Below are 20,712 nucleotides of genomic sequence, written 5' to 3' on the forward strand. Positions count from 1 at the left end.
AAAGATAAAACCACAAATCACGCAATAAATGCTGTAATGGGCATAGGTGTTTTTTTACTTCTGTTATAATATAACATGAAAAATGTCTTGGTGTTTTAATTATGTCACGCTTTGCTGCGCTGCTTCTTAGTCTCTTATTTAGTGTTCCAACATGGGCACAGGGAACTTTGTTGATCTCTACGCATCCAATCTATTTAATAGCAAAGCATGTAACGCAAGGTATTGAAGAACCAAAACTATTATTAGATAAACAAACTGGGCACGATGTACAGTTAACACCTGCAAATCGAAAAGCGATACAAGATGCTGAATTGATTATTTGGTTAGGTAAAGCACATGAAGCACCTTTGGAACGTGTTTTTAGCCAAAATAAAAAAGCGATCTCTATTCTTGATTCAGGCATTATTCAAACCTTACCACTTCGGAACAGTCGTGGTAGTGCATTACACAATACTATTGATACACATGTATGGCTTGATCCGAATAATGCGATTCGTATTGGCTTTTTTATTGCGGCGTTACGATCACAGCAGTATCCAAAGTATAAGCAGGCATATTGGGCAAATGCACGCCAATTTGCGAAAGAGCTAAATTTGATGGCACAAAAAGTAAATGCCTCAGCAAATGCGAAACCTTATTGGGCATATCATGATGCATACCAATATTTAGAACGTCCGTTAAATCTTAAATTTGCTGGTGCTTTAACTGAAGATCCACATGTAGCGCCAACTGTTGGCCAGATTAAGTATCTGAATGATAACAAAACTTACAAGACAATGTGCTTATTGGCAGAGGCGAGTGTGAGTGCTAGCCAATACCAAAAGTTGGGTAATACCGTCTTCCAATCTGTAGATGAAAATCTCACTCGAGATCAAAGTTTCCTTCGTGCATGGCAAGATTTATCGAATAAAGTTATTGGCTGTGTTAATAAGATGCAGAAATAACGAAAATTTTTATTTGAAATTATCATGCTAGCTTAAGGCTGAATTGCTTAAAAAAACTCGACTAAGGTCGGGAAAAGATTGCATGTTTAGGGGGGTAACTCTATAATGCCCACGATTAAAACGATCATCAGCAAAACTTGTCAAGCAGCGATGCTGTGAGTAGATAAAAAATGAGCCGACCTAATCGCTTGATAGACCGACGATTGGCGAAAGCTTTGGTCTTTTTACAAGCATTCATGATCCCGATTGCCGCATTTATTGCTTGGATTGTCAAAGATGCAAATGCCGCTTTAAGCGCTGCTTTAGGTGCTTTTGTATGTTGGCTTGCAAGTTGTTATTTTTCTTGGCAGTCCTTTCGCAGTGCAGGGGCACAGGCATCGCGCCAAATCCTCTCGAACATGTATCGAGGATTGATCGGAAAGTTTGCTATTGTGGTCGTGGGATTTATTTTGATTTTAAGCAACGTCAAACCGTTGTCTGCTGTAGCGTTATTTGGTGGTTTTATACTCGTACAAAGCATGTCATGGATTGCGCCGTATTGCATATCCAGACAACAGAAACGAGCGTAAAGCGGGCAGAAATTGAAAAGTTTTTTTTGGAGTTGGTGAGATATCATGCATGAACTGACATCAACGAACTCCAGTTTTGTATTTGACATTGACCAGGTGTGATTTATGGCTGCTGAAGAACATGCCCTTACATCAACTGAGTATATCAAGCATCACTTGACCAACATGACTTACGGCAAGATGCCGGATGGTACATGGAAGTTGGCTGAAACTGCGAAAGAAGCTCAAGAGATGGGGTTCACTGCGATTCACTTGGATTCAATGGGTTGGTCTATAGGCTTAGGTCTAATTTTCTGTTTGTTATTCTGGGCTGTAGCGAAAGCGGCAAATGCTGGCGTTCCTACTAAATTCCAGTCTGCAATCGAAATGATTATCGAGTTTGTAGATTCAAGCGTACGTGATACTTTTCACGGTAAATCACGATTGATTGCACCACTAGCACTCACCATTTTTGTGTGGATTTTCCTCATGAACTTGATGGACTTGCTCCCTGTAGATTTCATTCCACATCTTGCTGTTATTATTGGTAGCAATGTATTTGGTATGGATCCACATAGTGTGTACTTCAAAATCGTACCAACAACAGATCCGAACGTCACATTAGGGATGTCTCTTTCTGTGTTCGCTCTTATCCTTTTCTACAGTATTCGTGAAAAAGGTATTAGCGGTTTTGTTGGTGAATTGGCGCTTAATCCATTCAACCCTAAGAATCCAGTTCTTAAAGCATTGTTGATTCCATTCAACTTGCTATTGGAACTTGTTACTTTCCTTGCACGTCCAATTTCATTGGCGCTCCGACTTTTCGGTAATATGTATGCGGGTGAGTTGATCTTTATCTTGATCGCCCTATTACCGTTGTGGATCCAATGGACGTTGTCTGTGCCTTGGGCGATTTTCCATATTTTGATTATCACCCTGCAAGCCTTTATTTTTATGATGCTTACTATTGTTTATTTAAGCATGGCAAGCGAAAAACATTAATGGGATTGCCTAACTATCACAGGATGGTTAGGTATAAATTTTTAAATTTAAATTGGTATATACCTAACCTCTGAGGAATTATCATGGAACTAGGTCTTGGTCTTGTTGCAATTGCAGCTGCTATCTTAATCGCGTTTGGTGCTCTAGGTACTGCAATTGGTTTTGGTCTTTTAGGTGGTCGTTTCCTAGAAGCTGTTGCTCGTCAACCTGAATTGGCTCCACAACTTCAAACTCGTATGTTCTTAATCGCGGGTCTTCTAGATGCTGTACCTATGATCGGCGTTGGTATTGGTTTGTTCTTCATCTTCGCAAATCCATTTGTAGGTTAATCAGCTTAATTCCTAAATTAAACCATTGAGGAATTTGCAATGAATATCAACCTCACATTGATTGGCCAAGCAATTGCATTTGCGATTTTTGTCGCATTCTGCATGAAGTTTGTATGGCCACCACTAATCAATGCGATTAGTGAGCGTCAGCGTCGTATCGCTGATGGCTTAAATGCTGCAGAAAAAGCGAAAGCTGATCTTGCTGATGCGCAAGCACAAGTTAAGCAAGAAATTGATGCAGCTAAAGCACAAGCAGGTCAATTGATCGAACAAGCGAACCGTCGTGCGGCTCAATTGATTGAAGAAGCGCGTACTCAAGCATCTGCTGAAGGTGAGCGTATTCGTCAACAAGCTAAAGAATCAGTTGATCAAGAGATTAACACTGCTCGTGAAGAATTACGTCAACAAGTTGCTGCTCTTGCAGTTGCTGGTGCAGAAAAAATTCTGAACCAACAAGTTGATGCAGAAGCTCATAATGCCATGCTGAATCAGCTGGCTGCTAAACTTTAAGAGAGGCGAAATATGGCTGAACTCTTGACGTTGGCACGCCCGTATGCCAAAGCAGCATTTGCTTTCGCTTCTGAGCAAGGTGCAACTGACAATTGGTCGAATGCGTTACAAGTGCTCAGTGCTGCGGTGCAAGACGAAGCATTTTCAGCTTATCTAAATCGCCCTGAGCTGACACCTACTGAACAAGTAAGTGTTTTTGCAAAACTTTTAGGTGATGATCTTAGTCCAGCAGTATCAAACTTTTTAGTTTTACTGGCTGACAATGATCGTCTCGCTTTACTGCCTGAAATTTCTGCAGAATTTGAACAGCTTAAACTGCAAAACAACAATACAACTGACGTTGAAATTGAATCAGCAATGGAACTTTCCGCTGAGCAAGTTGAAACACTAAGTGCGGCGTTGGCAAAACGCTTCAACAGTGTTGTAAACATAAGCGTCAAAGTAAACCCAGCATTGATTGCTGGTGTTGTTATTCGTGCAGGCGACCAAGTGATAGATGATTCTGCGCTTAACAAGCTTGAAAAAATGCGGACACGTCTTCTTGCTTAATTGGCTTGAATGAAGACTGAACTAATAAAAGATTGAGGTATAGCGCAATGCAACAACTGAATCCATCCGAGATCAGTGCGCTCATTAAACAGCGTATCGGCGATCTGGACACCAGCGCGACCGCGAAAACTGAAGGTACCATTGTTATGGTATCTGATGGTATCGTGCGTATTCACGGCCTTGCGGATGCAATGTACGGTGAAATGATCGAATTCGACGGCGGCTTATTTGGTATGGTACTGAACCTAGAACAGGATTCAGTCGGTGCCGTCGTTTTAGGTAATTATTTAAGCCTTCAAGAAGGTCAAAAAGCACGTTGCACAGGCCGTGTATTAGAAGTTCCGGTTGGTCCTGAACTTTTAGGTCGTGTTGTAGATGCTTTGGGTAACCCAATTGATGGTAAAGGTCCAATTGATGCAAAACTTACAGATGCTGTTGAAAAAGTAGCACCTGGTGTAATTTGGCGTCAATCAGTAGACCAGCCTGTTCAAACTGGTTATAAATCAGTAGATACAATGATTCCTGTTGGTCGTGGTCAGCGTGAGTTGATCATTGGTGACCGTCAAACAGGTAAAACAGCAATGGCGATCGATGCGATCATTGCTCAAAAACAATCAGGTATCAAATGTGTATACGTTGCGATTGGTCAAAAACAATCAACAATTGCAAACGTAGTACGTAAACTTGAAGAAACTGGCGCTATGGCGTACACCACTGTTGTTGCAGCTGCTGCAGCAGATCCTGCAGCGATGCAGTATCTTGCTCCATATGCTGGTTGTACAATGGGCGAGTACTTCCGTGACCGCGGTGAAGATGCATTGATCATTTATGATGACTTGTCTAAGCAAGCAGTTGCTTATCGTCAAATCTCATTACTTCTTCGTCGTCCACCAGGTCGTGAAGCGTATCCAGGTGACGTATTCTATCTTCATTCACGTCTACTTGAACGTGCTTCTCGTGTATCTGCTGACTACGTTGAGCAATTCACTAAAGGTGAAGTTAAAGGCCAAACTGGTTCATTAACAGCATTGCCTATTATTGAAACTCAAGCAGGTGACGTATCTGCATTCGTACCAACAAACGTAATTTCGATTACTGATGGTCAGATCTTCCTTGAAACATCATTATTCAACGCAGGTATTCGTCCTGCTGTGAACGCGGGTATTTCTGTATCTCGTGTTGGTGGTTCTGCGCAAACTAAGATCATCAAGAAATTGTCTGGTGGTATCCGTACTGCTTTGGCGCAATACCGTGAATTGGCAGCATTTGCTCAGTTCGCTTCTGACCTTGATGAAGCAACTCGTAAGCAACTTGAACATGGTCAACGTGTAACTGAATTAATGAAGCAAAAACAATATGCTCCATATTCAATCGCTGACCAAGCTGTTTCAATTTATGCATCTAACGAAGGCTATATGGCTGACGTTGAAGTGAAGAAAATTGTAGACTTTGATGCTGCTTTAATCTCTTACTTCCGTTCAGAACATGCTGCGTTAATGCAACAAATCGATGCATCTGGTGATTACAACAAAGACATCGAAGCTGCAATTAAAGCAGGTATTGAAAGCTTTAAAGCGACTCAAACTTACTAATTTCAATTTAAGTTGTTAGTTAGGGTTTGGTTCACGGATCAACCTTCGGAAGCTCGAAAGGGCTTTCGAATACTAGGTTAAGCGTATGGCAAATTTAAAAGAAATTCGCGCCAAAGTAGCTAGTATCAAGAGCACGCAAAAGATTACTCGAGCGATGCAAATGGTAGCAGCTTCTAAGATGCGTCGTGCGCAAGAGCGCATGGCTCAGGGCCGTCCGTATGCCGAAAATATGCACCGTGTAATTGCTCATTTGGTTCAAGCGAATCCAGAATACAAACATCGCTATATGGTTGAACGCCCTGTAAAACGCGTTGGCTATATTATTGTTTCTTCGGATCGTGGCCTTGCTGGTGGTTTGAACATTAACTTGTTCAAAAAAGTGGTAAAACACGTACAGCAGCAACAAGAGCAGTCAATTGAAGTTCAATTTACTTTGATTGGTCAAAAAGCGGTTTCGTTTTTTAAAAACTACGGCGGTAAAGTACTTGGCGCAACAACCAATATTGGTGATGCTCCGAGTCTTGAACAGTTAACTGGTTCTGTACAGGTGATGTTAGACGCATTTGATAAAGGCGAATTAGATCGTATTTATCTCGTGTCAAACGGCTTTGTCAATGCCATGACTCAAAATCAAAAAATCGAGCAACTTGTTCCTTTAGCTGAAGCTGAAACAAGTGATGATCTTAACCGTCAATACGGTTGGGACTACCTCTATGAACCAGAAGCTGAAGAGCTATTAAATGGTTTATTGGTTCGATATATCGAGTCTATGGTTTATCAAGGTGTGATTGAAAACATCGCTTGTGAGCAGTCTGCGCGTATGGTTGCAATGAAAGCTGCAACAGATAACGCAGGTGAGCTTATTAAGAACCTACAACTCATTTATAACAAGCTGCGTCAAGCCGCGATTACTCAAGAGATTTCTGAGATCGTTGGCGGTGCCGCTGCCGTTTAACATTATTTTGAATTGAGGAGACAGCAATGAGTAGCGGTCGTATCATTCAGATCATCGGCGCGGTTATCGACGTCGAGTTTGAACGCAACAGCGTTCCTAAGATCTATGACGCTCTCCAAGTTGACGGTACTGAAACTACTTTAGAAGTTCAGCAACAACTTGGTGATGGCGTAGTTCGTACCATCGCAATGGGATCTACAGAAGGTCTTAAACGTGGTCTTAACGTAACAAATACTGGTGCACCTATTTCTGTACCTGTAGGTACAGCTTGTTTAGGCCGTATCATGGACGTTCTTGGTCGCCCAATCGACGAAGCTGGTCCTGTTGCTACTGAAGCGCGTTTACCGATTCACCGTCAAGCACCTTCTTATGCTGAACAAGCAGCTTCTACTGACCTTTTAGAAACTGGTATTAAAGTCATCGACTTACTTTGCCCGTTTGCGAAAGGTGGTAAAGTTGGTTTGTTCGGTGGTGCCGGTGTTGGTAAAACTGTAAACATGATGGAATTGATCAACAACATCGCTAAAGCGCACAGTGGTTTATCTGTATTCGCTGGTGTTGGTGAGCGTACTCGTGAAGGTAATGACTTCTATCACGAAATGAAAGATTCTAACGTTCTTGACAAAGTAGCAATGGTCTACGGTCAGATGAATGAGCCACCAGGTAACCGTTTACGCGTAGCGTTAACTGGTTTGACTATGGCTGAATATTTCCGTGACGAGAAAGACGAAAATGGTAAAGGTCGTGACGTTCTATTGTTCGTCGACAACATTTACCGTTATACACTTGCGGGTACAGAAGTATCTGCACTTCTTGGTCGTATGCCATCTGCAGTAGGTTATCAGCCTACACTTGCAGAAGAAATGGGTGTACTTCAAGAGCGTATTACGTCTACTAAGTCTGGTTCGATCACATCGATTCAAGCAGTTTATGTACCTGCGGATGACTTAACGGATCCATCTCCTGCAACTACATTTGCTCACTTAGATGCAACAGTTGTATTGAGCCGTGACATCGCATCTTCTGGTATCTATCCAGCGATCGATCCATTGGACTCTACTTCACGTCAGTTAGACCCATTAGTGGTTGGTGCTGAGCATTATGAAATTGCACGTTCGGTTCAAAACGTACTGCAACGTTATAAAGAGCTTAAAGACATCATCGCGATCTTGGGTATGGACGAGTTAGCTGAAGAAGATAAACTTACTGTATACCGTGCACGTAAGATTCAACGTTTCTTCTCTCAACCGTTCCACGTAGCTGAAGTGTTTACTGGTGCTCCTGGTAAACTTGTACCACTTAAAGAAACAATTCGTGGCTTTAAAGGTCTTCTAGCTGGTGAATACGATCACATCCCAGAACAAGCGTTCTATATGGTTGGTGGTATTGACGAAGTAATTGCTAAAGCTGAGAAACTCTAATTTAAGGAGATCATCTCATGTCGACTATGCAATGTGATGTTGTAAGTGTTAAAGAGTCTTTGTACTCAGGCACTGTGACAATGCTTATCGCAAAAGGTGCGGGTGGTGAGTTAGGTATTATGCCTGGACATGCTCCACTTGTAACTTTACTTAAGCCGGGTGCAATTCGCGTTCTGCTTGAAAATGGTACAGAAGAATTAATCTATGTATCTGGTGGTGTTCTAGAAGTTCAACCGCATGTTGTTACTGTTCTTGCAGATTCTGCAATTCGTGCTGACAACTTAGATGAAGCTGCAATTATTGAAGCACGTAAAAATGCTGAACAATTGCTTGCAAATCAAAAGAGCGATTTGGACTCTGCTGCTGCTTTGGCTGCACTTGCAGAAACTGCTGCTCAGCTGGAAACAATCCGCAAAATCAAGAACCGTGCCCAATAAGGTATTGTTTAAGATTAAAAAGCCACCTTTGGGTGGCTTTTTTTATGCTGATATTTTTACAATGATGTTAATGTGGTGCTTGATTAGGAATCTGAAGATTTACTCTTAGGAATTAAAAGCACGCCTAATTCTAAGATATTATTTTGCAGACTATTTAATTGCTGTTGTACTTGATCTAGGTTTTCCTGACTTAAGTCCATTTCGCCATTAAAAATTGAAGATTCGAGAAGCTGTTGGTTGGTTCGAATCATTTGTTGACGGACTTGATCGACCTCTGTGCTCTTCAGCTTCAGCTTATCTAAATCTCGATTCATTTGAGTGAATTGCTTTTTGAGTGCAGTAATACTTGTACTTACTTTAGATGGGTCATTATCTTGTAAAGCCTGCTGTAGGTTTTCTTGACCTTGTTTAATTTGCTCAAAATAGTTGTTGGTATTATTTTTAATTTCAGCGACATCACTCACGATGTACAACATGTTGCCATTTTTAGTGTCTGAAGTCTCACTAGAGTCGGAGATTTCGGCATTGTTTTGTGCCTTAGATTCATCAGATTGGGGGCTACAACCTGCAAGACTGAGTGTAAATCCTAAAAGTAAAATGGAAACATGGCGAAGATGAAAAAGTTGCTTCATAAATTGTATCTTTAAATTCTAAATTTTTACCACTATAGAACTGAACTCAGAATAAAAAAATAGATGTTGCAAACTTATAACAGTTATGTGTTTTATAGAAGGACATTGACTACCCTTATATCATTAGATTTAGCAGCTAAGAGTAGTCAATAAATCACATTTATTTTGCTAATTCATCAGCAATCGCTTGCAACAAACGCGGATCATCAGCAGTAATATCAGGTGCAAAGCGTGCTACAACTTGCCCGCTCTTATTCACTAAAAATTTTTCAAAGTTCCAAAGTACTTCTGGAACTGGGTTTGGAGTGAGACCATATTCAACTAAATCTTTCCACCAAGGGCCTTCACCAATACGTTCTGGAATAGCTTTAATTAAAGTTTCATAGAGTGGATGTTTATCTTCACCAGCAACTGAAATTTTAGCAAAGAGTGGAAAATGAACATCATATGTTAATGAGCAAAACTGTTGGATTTCCTCATTCGTGCCTGGTTCTTGTGCTAAAAAGTTGTTGGCAGGGAATCCAAGTATTTGTAGACCTTGGTCTTTTTGTGCTTGGTACAGTTTTTCTAGTCCTTCATACTGTGGTGTTAATCCACATTTTGATGCAACATTGACCAATAGTAAAACCTGTCCTTGGTATTGGTTCAAATTGATTTGTTCACCTGTAATGGTCGTAACAGGAATGTTATAGATTGACTGCATAGTGATCTGCTGAGAAATGAGGTTGATTATTGTTTTAACCTGAATATCTCTGAATCACAAGAAAAATTATATGACTTCTTGCTTGTTGTAATGTAAGAAATAAAAAATACCTAGCTGAAAGGGTTAGGAGTGTGAAGCTGAAATCGTTTTTTCCATTTGTCGATAAGTATTTTCCAACTCGATTTGAGCGCGTTGTTGTTTTTGCATTAATTCCTTTTGTTCAGTTTGATTGCTATCTTTTTGTGATACATTCTGTTGGTATTCACGTGAGAGTTGTATAAATGATTTAAGCTGGGTACGGTAGCGATTTGCCTCAATACTTTTTAATTCTAATTCATTTAGTTCATGATCATATTGTTTTGCCAAATTGAGCTTTTCTTCTGCTGAGGATGGTGTTTTTTGAAAGTATTCATCTTGACTGAATTTAAATGCTTGCAGACTTTGCAATGCAGCGATATCCGCAGTGAGATCGGCAATATTATTTTGGCTTAGTGTGCTGACTTGAGTTACACGTTCTGATTGTTGTTGTGGAGGATTGCTCTGCTCACATGCACAGAGTATAAGGCTACTAAATAAACAAAGTACAAGAGGTTGGTAAGAGCGCATATGATAAGAATTTTATAAAGTTTTAAATATATCATATGTATTTAATCATACTACAGCGTCGTTAGAAACCACGCTGTAGCGCACTTAGTAATTAAGAACCAAGTTTTTGCTTTAATGCTTGAGTTTCAGTGATTAACTCTTGCTGAATTGTTGTAGCTTTCTTTTGAAGCTCCATGATTTTGTTTTGATCTGGTTTACCAGATGTCGTCATTTTGATCATTTCTAAGCTTGTGTCATTTGAAGCTTTCATTTTGTTGCGAATAGAATCAACTTCAGTACTCTTAATAGTTAAAGCATCTAGGTCTTTATTGAAGTCTTGAGTGAATTTTTCCATGCTAGTCATCGTTTCTTTAACGGCTTCTACACCACCAGTTTGTGCAGCTTGCATGATTTTGTTTTGGAACTCTAATGCTTCTTTAGCTTTAGCAGTACCAAGTGTTTCAATTGCAGCAAGGTCAGCTTTGATATCTGCTGTGTTATTAGTGCTTAATTGAACTGCTGGAGTTGCAGCTGCAGTGTCAGTTGATTTTTTATCACATGCTGTAAGCGTCAGTGCTGTAGCACAAAGAGTAGCAATTAATATTTTTTTCATCGTGTATTCCTTAGAACATTATTAAATTTAAAACACCTATATGGGCAAATTAACTATTTAATTCAGTAAATATTATTTGCATACAAGTGTTTTTTAATGAAAGAGCAGCCCAATAATATTTGTTTTTAATGCTTTTGGGTAGTTCTTAATGTTTAGTTAGAATTTAGTGATACAGTTTGCTGTGATTCTCGAAGTTGGGATGGTGTCTGGCCAGTCCGACGCTTAAAAAAGTCAATGAAACTTGAACTGTGCTGAAAACCAAGTTGGTACGCAATGCGTTTAATTGCAACGCCTTGCTGTAATTGATGGATAGAGAAAACGATTTTTACACGATTACGCCATTCTGAGAGTGAAAGCTGTAATTGTTGTTGGCTCAATCTTAAAATGTGACGTTCACTAAGCGGAAATTCCGTTAAAATTTGTTGCAAACTTTTTGTAAATTTTTCAGGATCAGAGAGTGCTTTGAGTACAGGGAGGAGTTGAGGGTGGTCACTTTGTGGCAAATACTGTTGGTGTGCAGGTGCAAATTGCAGCTGATCAAGCAAAATTTGTAAGAGATGATCTTGGTAATTAATAAATTCCTGCTGCTGTTGTTTTAATCTTAAAAGTTCAGCTACTGTTTGTCTAAAAAATGGCAATATACTGAGGGTGCTACATGTTGCTGGAAGTAAATGACATAAATCTGGATGAATACGAATACAGATGTAATGAGTTGGAAGCTCTGCTAAGGCTGTAGAGCAGTGGGTGGTTTGGGGTGGAATCCAAATACCATAATTAGGTGGAGAGAGGAAACGCTTCCCCTCAATGAGGTATTCAAGTAGGCCATTAAAACTAAAATTAAAATCACCCCAAATCCCAGCATGTGCAGTCACGATTTCATCTTTTTGGTAATGAAATTCATCTATTTCAATTAATGTACTTAGACGTTTTGGCATCGGCTAGGAATCGGCAGTTGAAATTATTTCTGTATAGTACAACAAGTTTTAGGATTGTTCAGTCCACGAGACCAAGTAAAAATTGAAACTAGGGCGAGGGCAATTAATGTAAGTACGCTGAGGAGTAAGACATTAATACTGAAGTGATCTACGATTAGACCACCCAATAAAGAGCCTGTTGCTATCATCGTTTGAAATATCCCAATATATAGAGGCATGCCTTTTTCTACTGCTTGGGCAGCATGGGTAAACATCCAAATATTAGCAGTCGTTGGAAATGCACCAAAGGCAAAACCCCATAAAGCGGTTAATACAAAAGCATTAGATAAATTGATAGCATGAATTGGAAAGCTATAAAATACTGTAGCAAAACATGCTGCTAAAATGACAAAGGTATAACGGACATTAATTGCAGCACTAAAACCCGCAAAGGCATTACCAAAAATACTCGCAATACCATAAGTTAAAAATAAACTACTTATCGCTGCTGCATTAAAACCTGCAACTTGTTTAAAAAATGCACCTAAATAACTGAATGCTGAGAAATGAGCTAAACCAATTAGGAAAATAATACTGAGTCCTTGGCGTGCTTTAGGATCTTTAAATAATTCAGGTAGGTCACGAAATTTAATTGCAGATTGAGGTTTTAGTTGAGGGAGTGAATAGTATTGTAAAGCAAGCAAAGGTATAGCCATAAATAAACTCAGAGCAAAACCACTACGCCATCCCCATAACTCTCCCATCCAAGTGCCAATTGGTACTCCAAATACCGTTGCAAAGGTTACGCCTGCAATAATGATCGCTGTTGCTTTTGCTATATCTAAATGTGGGGGTGCTAAGCGCCCACTGAGTGCAATAGCTGTTGCCCAAAAACCGCCAATAGAGATACCTAACATAAAACGACTAAACATAAGTACTTCATAACTATTTGAAAAAACAGTAATGAGGTTGGCAATCAACATGATTGTAGTGAGAGCCATGAGGAAAATACGTCGGTCAAGCTTTTTGATGAGGATTGGTAATAATGGTGCTGAAATTGCCCCCATCACCCCTGGAAGTGTGATTGCAAGTCCTGCTTGACCTGTTGATATATTAAGTTCAGTTGCAATTTGATTGAGTACACCAATCGGTAAAAACTCACAACAGACCAAAATAAAAGCAGTTATGGAGATGGTAATTAACGCAAGCCAACTCCCTTGTTCTGATTGAGGGGCTAAATTACGATCTGTGATTTTATCACTGGGGGTGCTGGGGGCAGTTGTATTCATAGGCGGCCTTGGTGGTGGTTTGCTAATATGGTAATGATCGTTACGGAAATAAAAATATTGGATTTGGCGGAATATGTCAATTTATTTAGTAGTGATTGTTATAAAATAAACAGCATTTCATATGAGAGAAAAAACATGCTTGATGATCCGGGGGTACCTGCTAGAGAAGTTAAGTCAAAACGTGGTAGGCCACAGTGTTTTGATGAGCAGGAGGTGCTACATAAAGCGATGTTGTTGTTTTGGCAATATGGTTATGAAGCGACCTCAATGAGTGACTTAACCAAAGCACTTAACCTAACTGCACCCAGTTTGTATCGCTGTTTTGGAGATAAACAACAGTTATTTCAACGATGTCTTGAGTATTATTTGGCGAATGAAGCTTGTGTTGTCGATCGTATTTTTAGCGACGCTAAAACGGCTAAAGTGGCCATCGAGCTATTTCTTTATGAGAATGTCAAACGTTTGGTTCAAGAAAATAAACCTACGGGGTGTATGCTCTTGGTTTCAACAATGAATTGTTCTGAACAACATGCTGACTTACAAGAAGAAATTAAGAAAAAACGTATTAGCGTTAAAGAAAAAATTTATCAGCGTGTTTTACAAGGCCAACAAGCTGGTGAAATCTCTAGTCTAACATCTGTACAAGAGATAACAGACTTTTATACGACAGTGTTGCAAGGAATGACCTTTCAAGCACGTGATGGTGTAGGGCGTGAACAATTGAATCAAGTTGCAGCTTATGCAATGAAAAGTTGGGAACTCTTTTAAATATTTTGGGAAACTGTATATCTAGCTGATTATTTTTTAATGTCTAAGCTGCAGTATTAATGTCTGAAATGCCTTATTTACCTATAATCAGACTTGACCGACAATACACATTCTCCCGATATTGAGAAAAGCTATGCAACAAAAAATACAGCAACACTGGTGGGCATTTGCATTGCCTATGCTTGCCGTTCTGATTTGGTCAATGAATATTGCAGTCACTCGCTATGTGGTTGATTATATTTCTCCAATGAGTATTAGTTTCTATCGCTGGCTCGTCGCTTTTATTGTATTAACACCTTTTATGTTGATTAAGGTTTGGCAGCAACGGACAGTTGTTCGTCAAAATATCGTGCAACTTGCGGTGTTGAGTGCATTTGGCATGGTCCTTTATCAGGGCTTATCTTATTTTGCTTCACATGAAACAACAGCAACAAATATGGGAATTATTAATGCATTTATTCCTGTATTTACCATTTTTGTTTCAATGTTATTGCTTAAAGAAATCCCAAACCGTTTTGCTATTATGGGCAGCTTAATGTCTCTCTTTGGCTTGCTTTATGTGATGGCACAAGGAGACTTTTCTAGTCTACTAGGATTGGGTGGACATTTAGGTGATGTCATCATGATTGTTGCTGTATTCTTTTATGCCTTTTATGGGGTGTTTTTAAAGAAATGGCAATTAAAAGTTCCCTTAATGGTGAGTGTTTATGTGCAAATTGCATTTGCACTGATTTACCATATACCTTTCATTATTTGGTTGGGGATTGACCCGATCGATTCTCAAAATGCGCTGAGTGTACTATATGCTGGACTATTTCCATCATTGATTGCACCGATGTTATGGATGATGGCTGTGGAACACATTGGGCCGAATCGCACCAGCATTTTTATGAACTTAATGCCCGTATTTACTGCAATTATTGCTTATTTTTGGTTAAAAGAAGCGTGGACTATTTATCATACGATTGGCGGTATTATTATTCTGGTTGGGATTGCTTTGGCGCAAAAGAAAACACGCAATCCAGTGGTCACTAAACCCTTGAGTGATGTTTAATATTGTATGTCTTAATATCTTAATATTAAAGCGCTTGCAAAAGTAAGGCATTGCCCATTAGTAAACATATCATCCTGATTCGTTATGTGTGGCCCTGCATATTCAAATATTTGTTAGTTTCTTCATTTAGAAAGCTATCTATTGATTGGTGCTGTAGAGAAAAAATAACCGAGCTCAGTGGCTCGGTTATTTTTTGGCATTATTTATCTAGTATCGATGAATTAGAACTTCATACTCATCCGTGCCCAGTAATTACGACCAATATTATTAAATTGTTCAAAAGCTGCGTAACCAAAGCCACTGCTACCTTGTTTATTGAGGTGCTCGGTATAATTTTTATCAAGCAGGTTATCTACGCCTACAGACAGATCTACATCTTGAGTTAGATTATAAGTGGCATTTAAAGCAAGCGTACTAAAGCCTTTACTTTCACCAAAGTCATAACCGACGATGGTTCCTTCATATTTACTGATATGATCTTGTTTAGCCACGACACGCCAGAGTAAACCAACATTATATTTGTCTTCAACATAACGCAGATTAAAACGACCTTCTAAAGGTGCAATCTGCGGTAGGGCTGTGTGATCAGTGGTATTTTTACCCCAAGCATAAGCTGCACTTACATCAGCTTGAATTTGATCAGTAAATTTATAGCCCATACCTGCTTCAGCACCAGCAATAGTTGCATCAACATTACGACTTCGAGCTTCTCTATCCGTAGGTTTCGCACTTTTTGGGATATAAGTCATTAATATATAATCATTGATTAGACCCGCATAAGCCGATGCCCAGCTACTAAATGCACCATATTCAAATTGAGTGCCAAGATCAAGCTGTAAGGTCTTTTCATTTTTCAGATTTTGAAAAGCATATGAGGCGAGTGTCGGTTGAGCAAAGCTTTTACTGGAAAGTTCCCAATAGTCTGGGACACGCTCAACATAACCTACACCCACATAGCTTTTAAGGTCATGCGTTTTTGCATTAGTTTCTAAGCGAACAAAAGCGCTCGGTAGGGTCTCTTTACGGGTCAAATCTGTAGATAATTGGTCAATTTTCGCTTGGTCGATTCGTGCACCACCAACCAACTTGTTGTAATCATTGATGCTATAAGTTAATTCACCAAATGCGCCATAAGATTCAAAGCGCATATCTGAATTGCCTTTCAGTGTGTGCTTATTGTGTTGTGAGTCTATTCCTGTTTTTAAGCTAAATTGACTCCATTCAGCAGTCATGTTCGCTTGAGTATTTAATGTGCGTCGAGTTACTGGGGTCTCCATTCTCATCATGGGAGGGGTACGTAAAGTAAAGTTATCCATGATATGGTTGTTATAGTTGTAGTCAATTTGTGCATTGACTTCTTTAATTACATCAGTGAGATTTTTCTTTTGGAATTTGAGTCCAAGGGTATCACGCTTAAATTGTGAACCATCCATGTTTCGACCAGCATAAGCCACTTCGGCATCACCACGACCACCACGCAATTCAACCCAGGTATCTTCATTAGGAGTCCAGCCTAGTGCGAGGTCTGCATTCCATTTCTCCCAGTTAGAATGAACCTTATCACCATTACCGTCTTTATAGTCATTAGAAACTGAACGATTAGCATTTAGACGTGCATATTTAGTTTCATCACCAATGGCGGTTTCGATATTTTGATCAAAACGTCCATAAGAGCCCCAAAGTACACTGGCTTGACCTCGATAAGGTTTAGCTGAACTGAGTTCTTCTGGGCCACGTTCGAAACTAACAGTTGCAGCCGAACCTGTATGGGCATATTGAACCGTTTGAGGACCTTTAACAACGGTAATACGATCATAACTTTCTGGTGATATATAAGAGGCTTGTGTGTCCATACGACTTGGGCATGCGCCTAGACTTTCATTGCCATCAGTGACGATTTTAATTCGTGAGCCAAACATGCCACGGAAAGTAACATCGCCATTGGCTCCACCACCTTTAACTTGGTTAAAACCAGGGATACTTTGTAAATATGATGAACCATCTACCGCAGGAATGGGTTGAATTGCCTGTTTGGGATCAGCGTGAACAATTAATCCATTGGCATCATTGGCTTTTTGAGCAGTCATCACAATGGGTGCTAAAGTGATACGCTCATCATGAGCTTGGTGTTCTTGTGCAAGGGTGGTTGATGAATAGACAACACAAATTGCAGCCGCTAAAGGCTGTAGGTAAAATTTAGGCTGAGCCATGAAATTCTCTCTTTAAATAAAATACTAAGGCTGTAGTCAAGGTGACTTTTGAACTTGATTTAGATAAAGAGAGGGGGAGCACGTCCCTGAGGCAGCAGAAATAAACGTTGCAGTTCAAAATAAACATGAAGCAACGCTTTTTGTAAAGAAATGAGACGAATTTGGATGCGATCAATGACAACACGAAGATCGATCTCAGGTGGTAACACTAAGTTGCCATATACAGTACAGTATTGACACTGATGACTTGGATCATGGTGATCGTGTTGATGATGCATCTGAGGTTGTAGGGAACTGTCTAGATGCTTAGATGAAGGGGATAAGGCATGTTGTACTAGGCTTTTCTTCTGAGACAATTGTTCGCTATTGTCTATCAATAGCGTGATCGTCTCACATACCGGTGCAACTTGATATTGCTTCGGTAGCAAGGGCTGTATAAACACAGCAATTTGAAAGAAAACAGCTGCAAATCCTAGCAGCAAACCCACACGTAACAACTCAATGTTCATCCCAACATTTGATTAGTGGGGAGTATAACAAAGCAAGCTCAGTTGTATAGCGATAATTTTAATAAAGTTTCAGGAATTTGAGCACTTAATTTCGTACTAAAAACCAACATCAGCCTAGATGGAAAAGCGAGACACATGACTGAAATAGATTTGATTTTTTAGCTAAGGTTGGGGGTATACGTATATGAGGCAATCAAGCAATTTAAAATAGCACACTGATTTTTACAGTGTGCTATGTGTTTTCTTATCGTTTAACTGCAACTTTTTCTTTATTGCGTTGACGAACAGTCTTTTCCACTTTTTCGCGTGCGCGTTGACGTTTTAAGGGTGAAAGATAATCAACAAATAATTTACCATTTAAATGATCACATTCGTGTTGAATGCAGACTGCCAACAGGCCATCGGCTTCTAACTCAAATGCTTGACCATCTAGATCAAGTGCTTCAACTTTAACTCGCGATGCACGCTCTACTTTGTCATAAATGAGCGGAACAGATAAACACCCTTCTTCATATGGTTGGGTTTCTTCGGTTAAGGGGGTGATTTTAGGGTTAATAAACACCATTGGTTGGTCTTTTTCTTCCGATAAATCCATCACCACGAGTTGAATGTGCTGGTCAACTTGAGTTGCAGCCAAGCCAATTCCAGGTGCTTGATACATCGTTTCGAGCATATCAGCAGCCAAGAGGCGAATTTCATCAGTCACTTTGTCAACAGGTTTGGCAATTGTACGCAAACGAGGATCAGGAAAACTTAAAATGGGTAATAAGGCCATGCGCAATCCTCACTATTGTTGCCATAACATAAAAAATACATGAAGCGATGAATGCTCCAAAAGGAATATAAGGTGGTTCTGCTCAGTATAACGCAAACAAAAGGCAAACTTTAGGAAAATAATGATCAAGATCAAGCTACATACAAATGAAGTTCAATATGTTTATAGTGTTTCAAACAAAATTCTTTGAATAAAACTTCAATTTTCAAAATATTAATTGTTATTTACTTCAGCAAAAACGGCATTATTACAGCAATAAAAATCGTCTATTCGTATGGGAGTAGTTGAGAGGATTAATCAATCTATCATAAAGAGTTAATTCACTCAGGGTTGGGGTTTCAAGAATAAAAACTTAGAGCTTACCTTTAAAAGAGTTCACAATGACAGTTAATCTAGAATCTTCTCAAGCAAATATAAAATTATGGTTTCTTTTACATCATTCTATTTCAGCTTATAGGGTCGTTGAACAGTATTTTGGTAGCGTGGAAGAGGCGGTACAAGCTCAGAACCTCCTAAAATGGAATAAGTTGAAATTACATGTAAATCATATTAAACGTGCAACAAATTTTTCTAGCCTTGCAGGGCAGACACAGTTTGAACAATGTTTACAACGAGTACATAACTTCTGTGATTGTGTCATGATCGAAGGTGATGCGTATTATCCAAAACAGCTTTTACCCTATGAAAATCGGCCACCCATTTTATTTATTCAAGGCCAGTGGCAGAATTTACATCAACCTCAAATTGCAATAGTCGGTAGCCGTATGCCCAGTACACAGGGCAAGCAAATTGCTTATGACTTCGCATATTACCTAGGTGAAAGAGGTTTTTTTATTACCAGTGGGATGGCACAGGGTATTGATGAGGCAGCGCATGAAGCAGGTATTATGCATCAACGAACTATTGCTGTAATTGGCACAGGTATTGATCAAATTTATCCAACACAAAACAAGTTATTACAGCAGAAAATTTTGGATAACATGGGTTGTATTGTGAGCGAGTTTTTACCTGAGACGAAACCTTTACAACACCATTTCCCGCGTCGTAACCGTATTGTGAGTGCTTTGAGTTTAGGTGTGTTGGTTGCAGAGGCTGGATTAAACAGTGGCTCATTAATTACAGCGAAAGCGGCAGCAGAACAAGGCAAAGTGATTTTTGCAATTCCTGGGCATATTTATTCTGATAGTTATAAAGGATGTCACCAACTCATTCGAGAGGGCGCCATTTTGGTTGATCATCCTGAGCAAATTATTGAAGATTTGGCCATGGCGACACAATGGCATTGCCAACAAATACTAACAGAACAGCCTGAACGTAGTAGAGATGAACAAATACCTCCACATTTATTGAACTTATTTAATCAATTAGATTGGGCTGGGCAAGATTTGGATCACTTAAGCGCGCATTTGAATTTGAGTACAGCAGAGCTTACTGCTCAACTTATGGAGCTTGAGCTTTTAGGTTTTTGTCTACAACAAGGCGGTTTATATTTACGTTGCCGTATTCAGTAATCACGTTCACAATAGCTTTTTGTAAAATAAAACGGTGTTAAAGATCATGATTACGACCTCAGTTGCTGAAGCTGCGCAATGTTTAGCTCAAGGTCAAGTATTGGCTTATCCAACAGAAGCGGTGTGGGGATTGGGTTGTGATCCTTTTAATGAGCAAGCATTTGCCAAAATTCTTGCACATAAACAGCGCCCAATTGAAAAAGGGGTCATTTTGTTGGCTGGTCAAATTAGTCAGGTTGAACATCTTCTTCATTCTTTAGAACCATCAATACGTAAACAAGTAATCCAAAGCTGGAGTGATACTGCTACAGCAGAACGCGCAACCACTTGGTTATTAGATGCTGATGAGCAGATTCCATATTGGATTAAAGGGAAGCATCCTAAAGTTGCAATTCGAGTAACGAATCATCCTTTATGTATTGCATTGTGTAATGCTTTTAATGGTTTTATTGTTTCTACTAGCGCTAATCCAGCTGGAGTAACCCCAGCCCGTTCTTTACAAGATGCAATGCAATATTTTGGCGCTGATATGAATTACCTAAATGGTGATTTAGGTTTATGCCAGCAACCTAGTCGCATTATAGATGCAAGCTCGGGTGAGATTATTCGTGCTTAGGTATGGTTTTTATGTGTCATTTTGAGCAGATTGCAGTGTTTTAGAGTGTAGTAGCATGGTTGTGCAAATGGGTTTAAATTAATACAAAATAAATAAACTATAAAATTCAATGTGTTATATTTTTTTAGGGTGAAAATTAAACATATGAATTGTTTTTTTGCAAACTATGCTTGCAGTCTAAAAAAATTAGCCTATAATGCACATCCATCGGCGGTGATGTTAAATAAAACTTCTGATAAATCAAGT

Annotated in this window: 23 protein-coding genes; 14 read left to right on the forward strand and 9 right to left on the reverse strand. The window is 39.4% G+C overall.

Features of this window, described 5'->3' with window-relative positions; translation table 11 throughout:
- Window positions 1-101 precede the first annotated feature (101 nt).
- From RFH42_RS15710 to RFH42_RS15755, 10 genes are all read left to right on the forward strand, one after another.
- On the forward strand, window positions 102-944 hold the full coding sequence (locus RFH42_RS15710) for a metal ABC transporter solute-binding protein, Zn/Mn family (protein WP_308976802.1): 843 nt from the start codon (window positions 102-104) through the stop codon (window positions 942-944).
- 170 nt (window positions 945-1,114) lie between these two features.
- A complete protein-coding gene (locus tag RFH42_RS15715; RefSeq protein ID WP_308976804.1) occupies window positions 1,115-1,513 on the forward strand; it encodes an ATP synthase subunit I in 399 nt (132 codons plus the stop codon).
- A 105-nt stretch (window positions 1,514-1,618) separates the two neighbouring features.
- Window positions 1,619-2,494 carry a F0F1 ATP synthase subunit A gene (gene atpB / locus RFH42_RS15720; protein ID WP_308976805.1) on the forward strand — a complete coding sequence of 292 codons (876 nt, stop codon included), beginning with the start codon at window positions 1,619-1,621 and terminating at the stop codon, window positions 2,492-2,494.
- An 83-nt stretch (window positions 2,495-2,577) separates the two neighbouring features.
- Window positions 2,578-2,823: a F0F1 ATP synthase subunit C gene (atpE, locus tag RFH42_RS15725; protein ID WP_016654735.1), complete on the forward strand. Its 246-nt coding sequence runs from the start codon at window positions 2,578-2,580 to the stop codon at window positions 2,821-2,823.
- A 39-nt stretch (window positions 2,824-2,862) separates the two neighbouring features.
- Window positions 2,863-3,333 (forward strand): F0F1 ATP synthase subunit B, encoded by a 471-nt coding sequence (locus RFH42_RS15730; protein ID WP_016654736.1) that lies wholly within the window; start codon window positions 2,863-2,865, stop codon window positions 3,331-3,333.
- A gap of 12 nt (window positions 3,334-3,345) precedes the next feature.
- A complete protein-coding gene (locus tag RFH42_RS15735) occupies window positions 3,346-3,882 on the forward strand; it encodes a F0F1 ATP synthase subunit delta (RefSeq protein ID WP_308976806.1) in 537 nt (178 codons plus the stop codon).
- A gap of 47 nt (window positions 3,883-3,929) precedes the next feature.
- Window positions 3,930-5,474 (forward strand): F0F1 ATP synthase subunit alpha, encoded by a 1,545-nt coding sequence (gene atpA / locus RFH42_RS15740; RefSeq protein ID WP_308976807.1) that lies wholly within the window; start codon window positions 3,930-3,932, stop codon window positions 5,472-5,474.
- 85 nt (window positions 5,475-5,559) lie between these two features.
- Window positions 5,560-6,429 carry a F0F1 ATP synthase subunit gamma gene (gene atpG / locus RFH42_RS15745; protein WP_308976809.1) on the forward strand — a complete coding sequence of 290 codons (870 nt, stop codon included), beginning with the start codon at window positions 5,560-5,562 and terminating at the stop codon, window positions 6,427-6,429.
- Between the two features lie 26 nt (window positions 6,430-6,455).
- Complete coding sequence (gene atpD, locus RFH42_RS15750) at window positions 6,456-7,850, forward strand: F0F1 ATP synthase subunit beta (RefSeq protein ID WP_016654740.1); 1,395 nt, start codon at window positions 6,456-6,458, stop codon at window positions 7,848-7,850.
- A gap of 17 nt (window positions 7,851-7,867) precedes the next feature.
- Entirely contained in the window at window positions 7,868-8,287 is a 420-nt protein-coding gene (locus tag RFH42_RS15755) for a F0F1 ATP synthase subunit epsilon (RefSeq protein ID WP_308976810.1), read from the forward strand.
- Window positions 8,288-8,370: 83 nt separating this feature from the next.
- Here the strand turns inward: RFH42_RS15755 and RFH42_RS15760 are convergent, their stop codons facing one another.
- From RFH42_RS15760 to RFH42_RS15785, 6 genes are all read right to left on the reverse strand, one after another.
- The gene (locus RFH42_RS15760) at window positions 8,371-8,919 is read right to left on the reverse strand and encodes a hypothetical protein (protein WP_308976813.1); all 549 of its coding nucleotides are present in this window, start codon (window positions 8,917-8,919) and stop codon (window positions 8,371-8,373) included.
- 160 nt (window positions 8,920-9,079) lie between these two features.
- Window positions 9,080-9,622 carry a glutathione peroxidase gene (locus RFH42_RS15765; protein ID WP_308976815.1) on the reverse strand — a complete coding sequence of 181 codons (543 nt, stop codon included), beginning with the start codon at window positions 9,620-9,622 and terminating at the stop codon, window positions 9,080-9,082.
- A gap of 123 nt (window positions 9,623-9,745) precedes the next feature.
- The gene (locus tag RFH42_RS15770; protein WP_308976816.1) at window positions 9,746-10,228 is read right to left on the reverse strand and encodes a hypothetical protein; all 483 of its coding nucleotides are present in this window, start codon (window positions 10,226-10,228) and stop codon (window positions 9,746-9,748) included.
- A 91-nt stretch (window positions 10,229-10,319) separates the two neighbouring features.
- On the reverse strand, window positions 10,320-10,820 hold the full coding sequence (locus RFH42_RS15775) for a hypothetical protein (protein WP_308976818.1): 501 nt from the start codon (window positions 10,818-10,820) through the stop codon (window positions 10,320-10,322).
- Between the two features lie 152 nt (window positions 10,821-10,972).
- Window positions 10,973-11,755: an AraC family transcriptional regulator gene (locus RFH42_RS15780; protein WP_308976819.1), complete on the reverse strand. Its 783-nt coding sequence runs from the start codon at window positions 11,753-11,755 to the stop codon at window positions 10,973-10,975.
- A gap of 23 nt (window positions 11,756-11,778) precedes the next feature.
- Window positions 11,779-13,023, reverse strand: a complete 1,245-nt coding sequence (locus RFH42_RS15785; RefSeq protein ID WP_308976820.1) for an MFS transporter — start codon at window positions 13,021-13,023, stop codon at window positions 11,779-11,781.
- Between the two features lie 135 nt (window positions 13,024-13,158).
- On the opposite strand from RFH42_RS15785, the gene RFH42_RS15790 reads away from it, so the two are divergent.
- Together RFH42_RS15790 and RFH42_RS15795 are read left to right on the forward strand one after the other, a co-directional pair.
- Window positions 13,159-13,791 (forward strand): TetR/AcrR family transcriptional regulator, encoded by a 633-nt coding sequence (locus RFH42_RS15790; RefSeq protein WP_308976821.1) that lies wholly within the window; start codon window positions 13,159-13,161, stop codon window positions 13,789-13,791.
- 133 nt (window positions 13,792-13,924) lie between these two features.
- Window positions 13,925-14,845 carry a DMT family transporter gene (locus RFH42_RS15795; protein WP_308976823.1) on the forward strand — a complete coding sequence of 307 codons (921 nt, stop codon included), beginning with the start codon at window positions 13,925-13,927 and terminating at the stop codon, window positions 14,843-14,845.
- A gap of 221 nt (window positions 14,846-15,066) precedes the next feature.
- On the opposite strand, the gene RFH42_RS15800 is transcribed toward RFH42_RS15795, so the two are convergent.
- The 3 genes from RFH42_RS15800 to def all read right to left on the reverse strand — a co-directional run bounded on the left by RFH42_RS15800 (window position 15,067) and on the right by def (window position 18,339).
- Window positions 15,067-17,055 carry a TonB-dependent copper receptor gene (locus RFH42_RS15800; protein ID WP_308976824.1) on the reverse strand — a complete coding sequence of 663 codons (1,989 nt, stop codon included), beginning with the start codon at window positions 17,053-17,055 and terminating at the stop codon, window positions 15,067-15,069.
- 59 nt (window positions 17,056-17,114) lie between these two features.
- Complete coding sequence (locus tag RFH42_RS15805; RefSeq protein WP_308976825.1) at window positions 17,115-17,564, reverse strand: DUF2946 domain-containing protein; 450 nt, start codon at window positions 17,562-17,564, stop codon at window positions 17,115-17,117.
- A gap of 244 nt (window positions 17,565-17,808) precedes the next feature.
- Window positions 17,809-18,339 (reverse strand): peptide deformylase, encoded by a 531-nt coding sequence (def, locus tag RFH42_RS15810; protein WP_308976827.1) that lies wholly within the window; start codon window positions 18,337-18,339, stop codon window positions 17,809-17,811.
- Between the two features lie 380 nt (window positions 18,340-18,719).
- Here def and dprA point away from each other — a divergent pair, with 380 nt between their 5' ends.
- Window positions 18,720-19,850 (forward strand): DNA-processing protein DprA, encoded by a 1,131-nt coding sequence (gene dprA, locus RFH42_RS15815; RefSeq protein ID WP_308976829.1) that lies wholly within the window; start codon window positions 18,720-18,722, stop codon window positions 19,848-19,850.
- 46 nt (window positions 19,851-19,896) lie between these two features.
- Window positions 19,897-20,466, forward strand: coding sequence for an L-threonylcarbamoyladenylate synthase (locus RFH42_RS15820; RefSeq protein WP_308976830.1), 570 nt, complete (start codon window positions 19,897-19,899; stop codon window positions 20,464-20,466).
- The last annotated feature ends 246 nt before the right edge of the window (window positions 20,467-20,712 follow it).

The organism is Acinetobacter rudis (assembly GCF_031157835.1).
GTDB lineage: Bacteria > Pseudomonadota > Gammaproteobacteria > Pseudomonadales > Moraxellaceae > Acinetobacter > Acinetobacter rudis_A.

Bases quoted from the DNA above. Each gene is read 5' to 3' on its own strand.
- RFH42_RS15710 (WP_308976802.1), top strand. From the start codon at position 102: ATGTCACGCTTTGCTGCGCTGCTTCTTAGTCTCTTATTTAGTGTTCCA.
- RFH42_RS15715 (WP_308976804.1), top strand. From the start codon at position 1,115: ATGAGCCGACCTAATCGCTTGATAGACCGACGATTGGCGAAAGCTTTG.
- atpB (WP_308976805.1), top strand. From the start codon at position 1,619: ATGGCTGCTGAAGAACATGCCCTTACATCAACTGAGTATATCAAGCAT.
- atpE (WP_016654735.1), top strand. From the start codon at position 2,578: ATGGAACTAGGTCTTGGTCTTGTTGCAATTGCAGCTGCTATCTTAATC.
- RFH42_RS15730 (WP_016654736.1), top strand. From the start codon at position 2,863: ATGAATATCAACCTCACATTGATTGGCCAAGCAATTGCATTTGCGATT.
- RFH42_RS15735 (WP_308976806.1), top strand. From the start codon at position 3,346: ATGGCTGAACTCTTGACGTTGGCACGCCCGTATGCCAAAGCAGCATTT.
- atpA (WP_308976807.1), top strand. From the start codon at position 3,930: ATGCAACAACTGAATCCATCCGAGATCAGTGCGCTCATTAAACAGCGT.
- atpG (WP_308976809.1), top strand. From the start codon at position 5,560: ATGGCAAATTTAAAAGAAATTCGCGCCAAAGTAGCTAGTATCAAGAGC.
- atpD (WP_016654740.1), top strand. From the start codon at position 6,456: ATGAGTAGCGGTCGTATCATTCAGATCATCGGCGCGGTTATCGACGTC.
- RFH42_RS15755 (WP_308976810.1), top strand. From the start codon at position 7,868: ATGTCGACTATGCAATGTGATGTTGTAAGTGTTAAAGAGTCTTTGTAC.
- RFH42_RS15760 (WP_308976813.1), bottom strand. From the start codon at position 8,919: ATGAAGCAACTTTTTCATCTTCGCCATGTTTCCATTTTACTTTTAGGA.
- RFH42_RS15765 (WP_308976815.1), bottom strand. From the start codon at position 9,622: ATGCAGTCAATCTATAACATTCCTGTTACGACCATTACAGGTGAACAA.
- RFH42_RS15770 (WP_308976816.1), bottom strand. From the start codon at position 10,228: ATGCGCTCTTACCAACCTCTTGTACTTTGTTTATTTAGTAGCCTTATA.
- RFH42_RS15775 (WP_308976818.1), bottom strand. From the start codon at position 10,820: ATGAAAAAAATATTAATTGCTACTCTTTGTGCTACAGCACTGACGCTT.
- RFH42_RS15780 (WP_308976819.1), bottom strand. From the start codon at position 11,755: ATGCCAAAACGTCTAAGTACATTAATTGAAATAGATGAATTTCATTAC.
- RFH42_RS15785 (WP_308976820.1), bottom strand. From the start codon at position 13,023: ATGAATACAACTGCCCCCAGCACCCCCAGTGATAAAATCACAGATCGT.
- RFH42_RS15790 (WP_308976821.1), top strand. From the start codon at position 13,159: ATGCTTGATGATCCGGGGGTACCTGCTAGAGAAGTTAAGTCAAAACGT.
- RFH42_RS15795 (WP_308976823.1), top strand. From the start codon at position 13,925: ATGCAACAAAAAATACAGCAACACTGGTGGGCATTTGCATTGCCTATG.
- RFH42_RS15800 (WP_308976824.1), bottom strand. From the start codon at position 17,055: ATGGCTCAGCCTAAATTTTACCTACAGCCTTTAGCGGCTGCAATTTGT.
- RFH42_RS15805 (WP_308976825.1), bottom strand. From the start codon at position 17,564: ATGAACATTGAGTTGTTACGTGTGGGTTTGCTGCTAGGATTTGCAGCT.
- def (WP_308976827.1), bottom strand. From the start codon at position 18,339: ATGGCCTTATTACCCATTTTAAGTTTTCCTGATCCTCGTTTGCGTACA.
- dprA (WP_308976829.1), top strand. From the start codon at position 18,720: ATGACAGTTAATCTAGAATCTTCTCAAGCAAATATAAAATTATGGTTT.
- RFH42_RS15820 (WP_308976830.1), top strand. From the start codon at position 19,897: ATGATTACGACCTCAGTTGCTGAAGCTGCGCAATGTTTAGCTCAAGGT.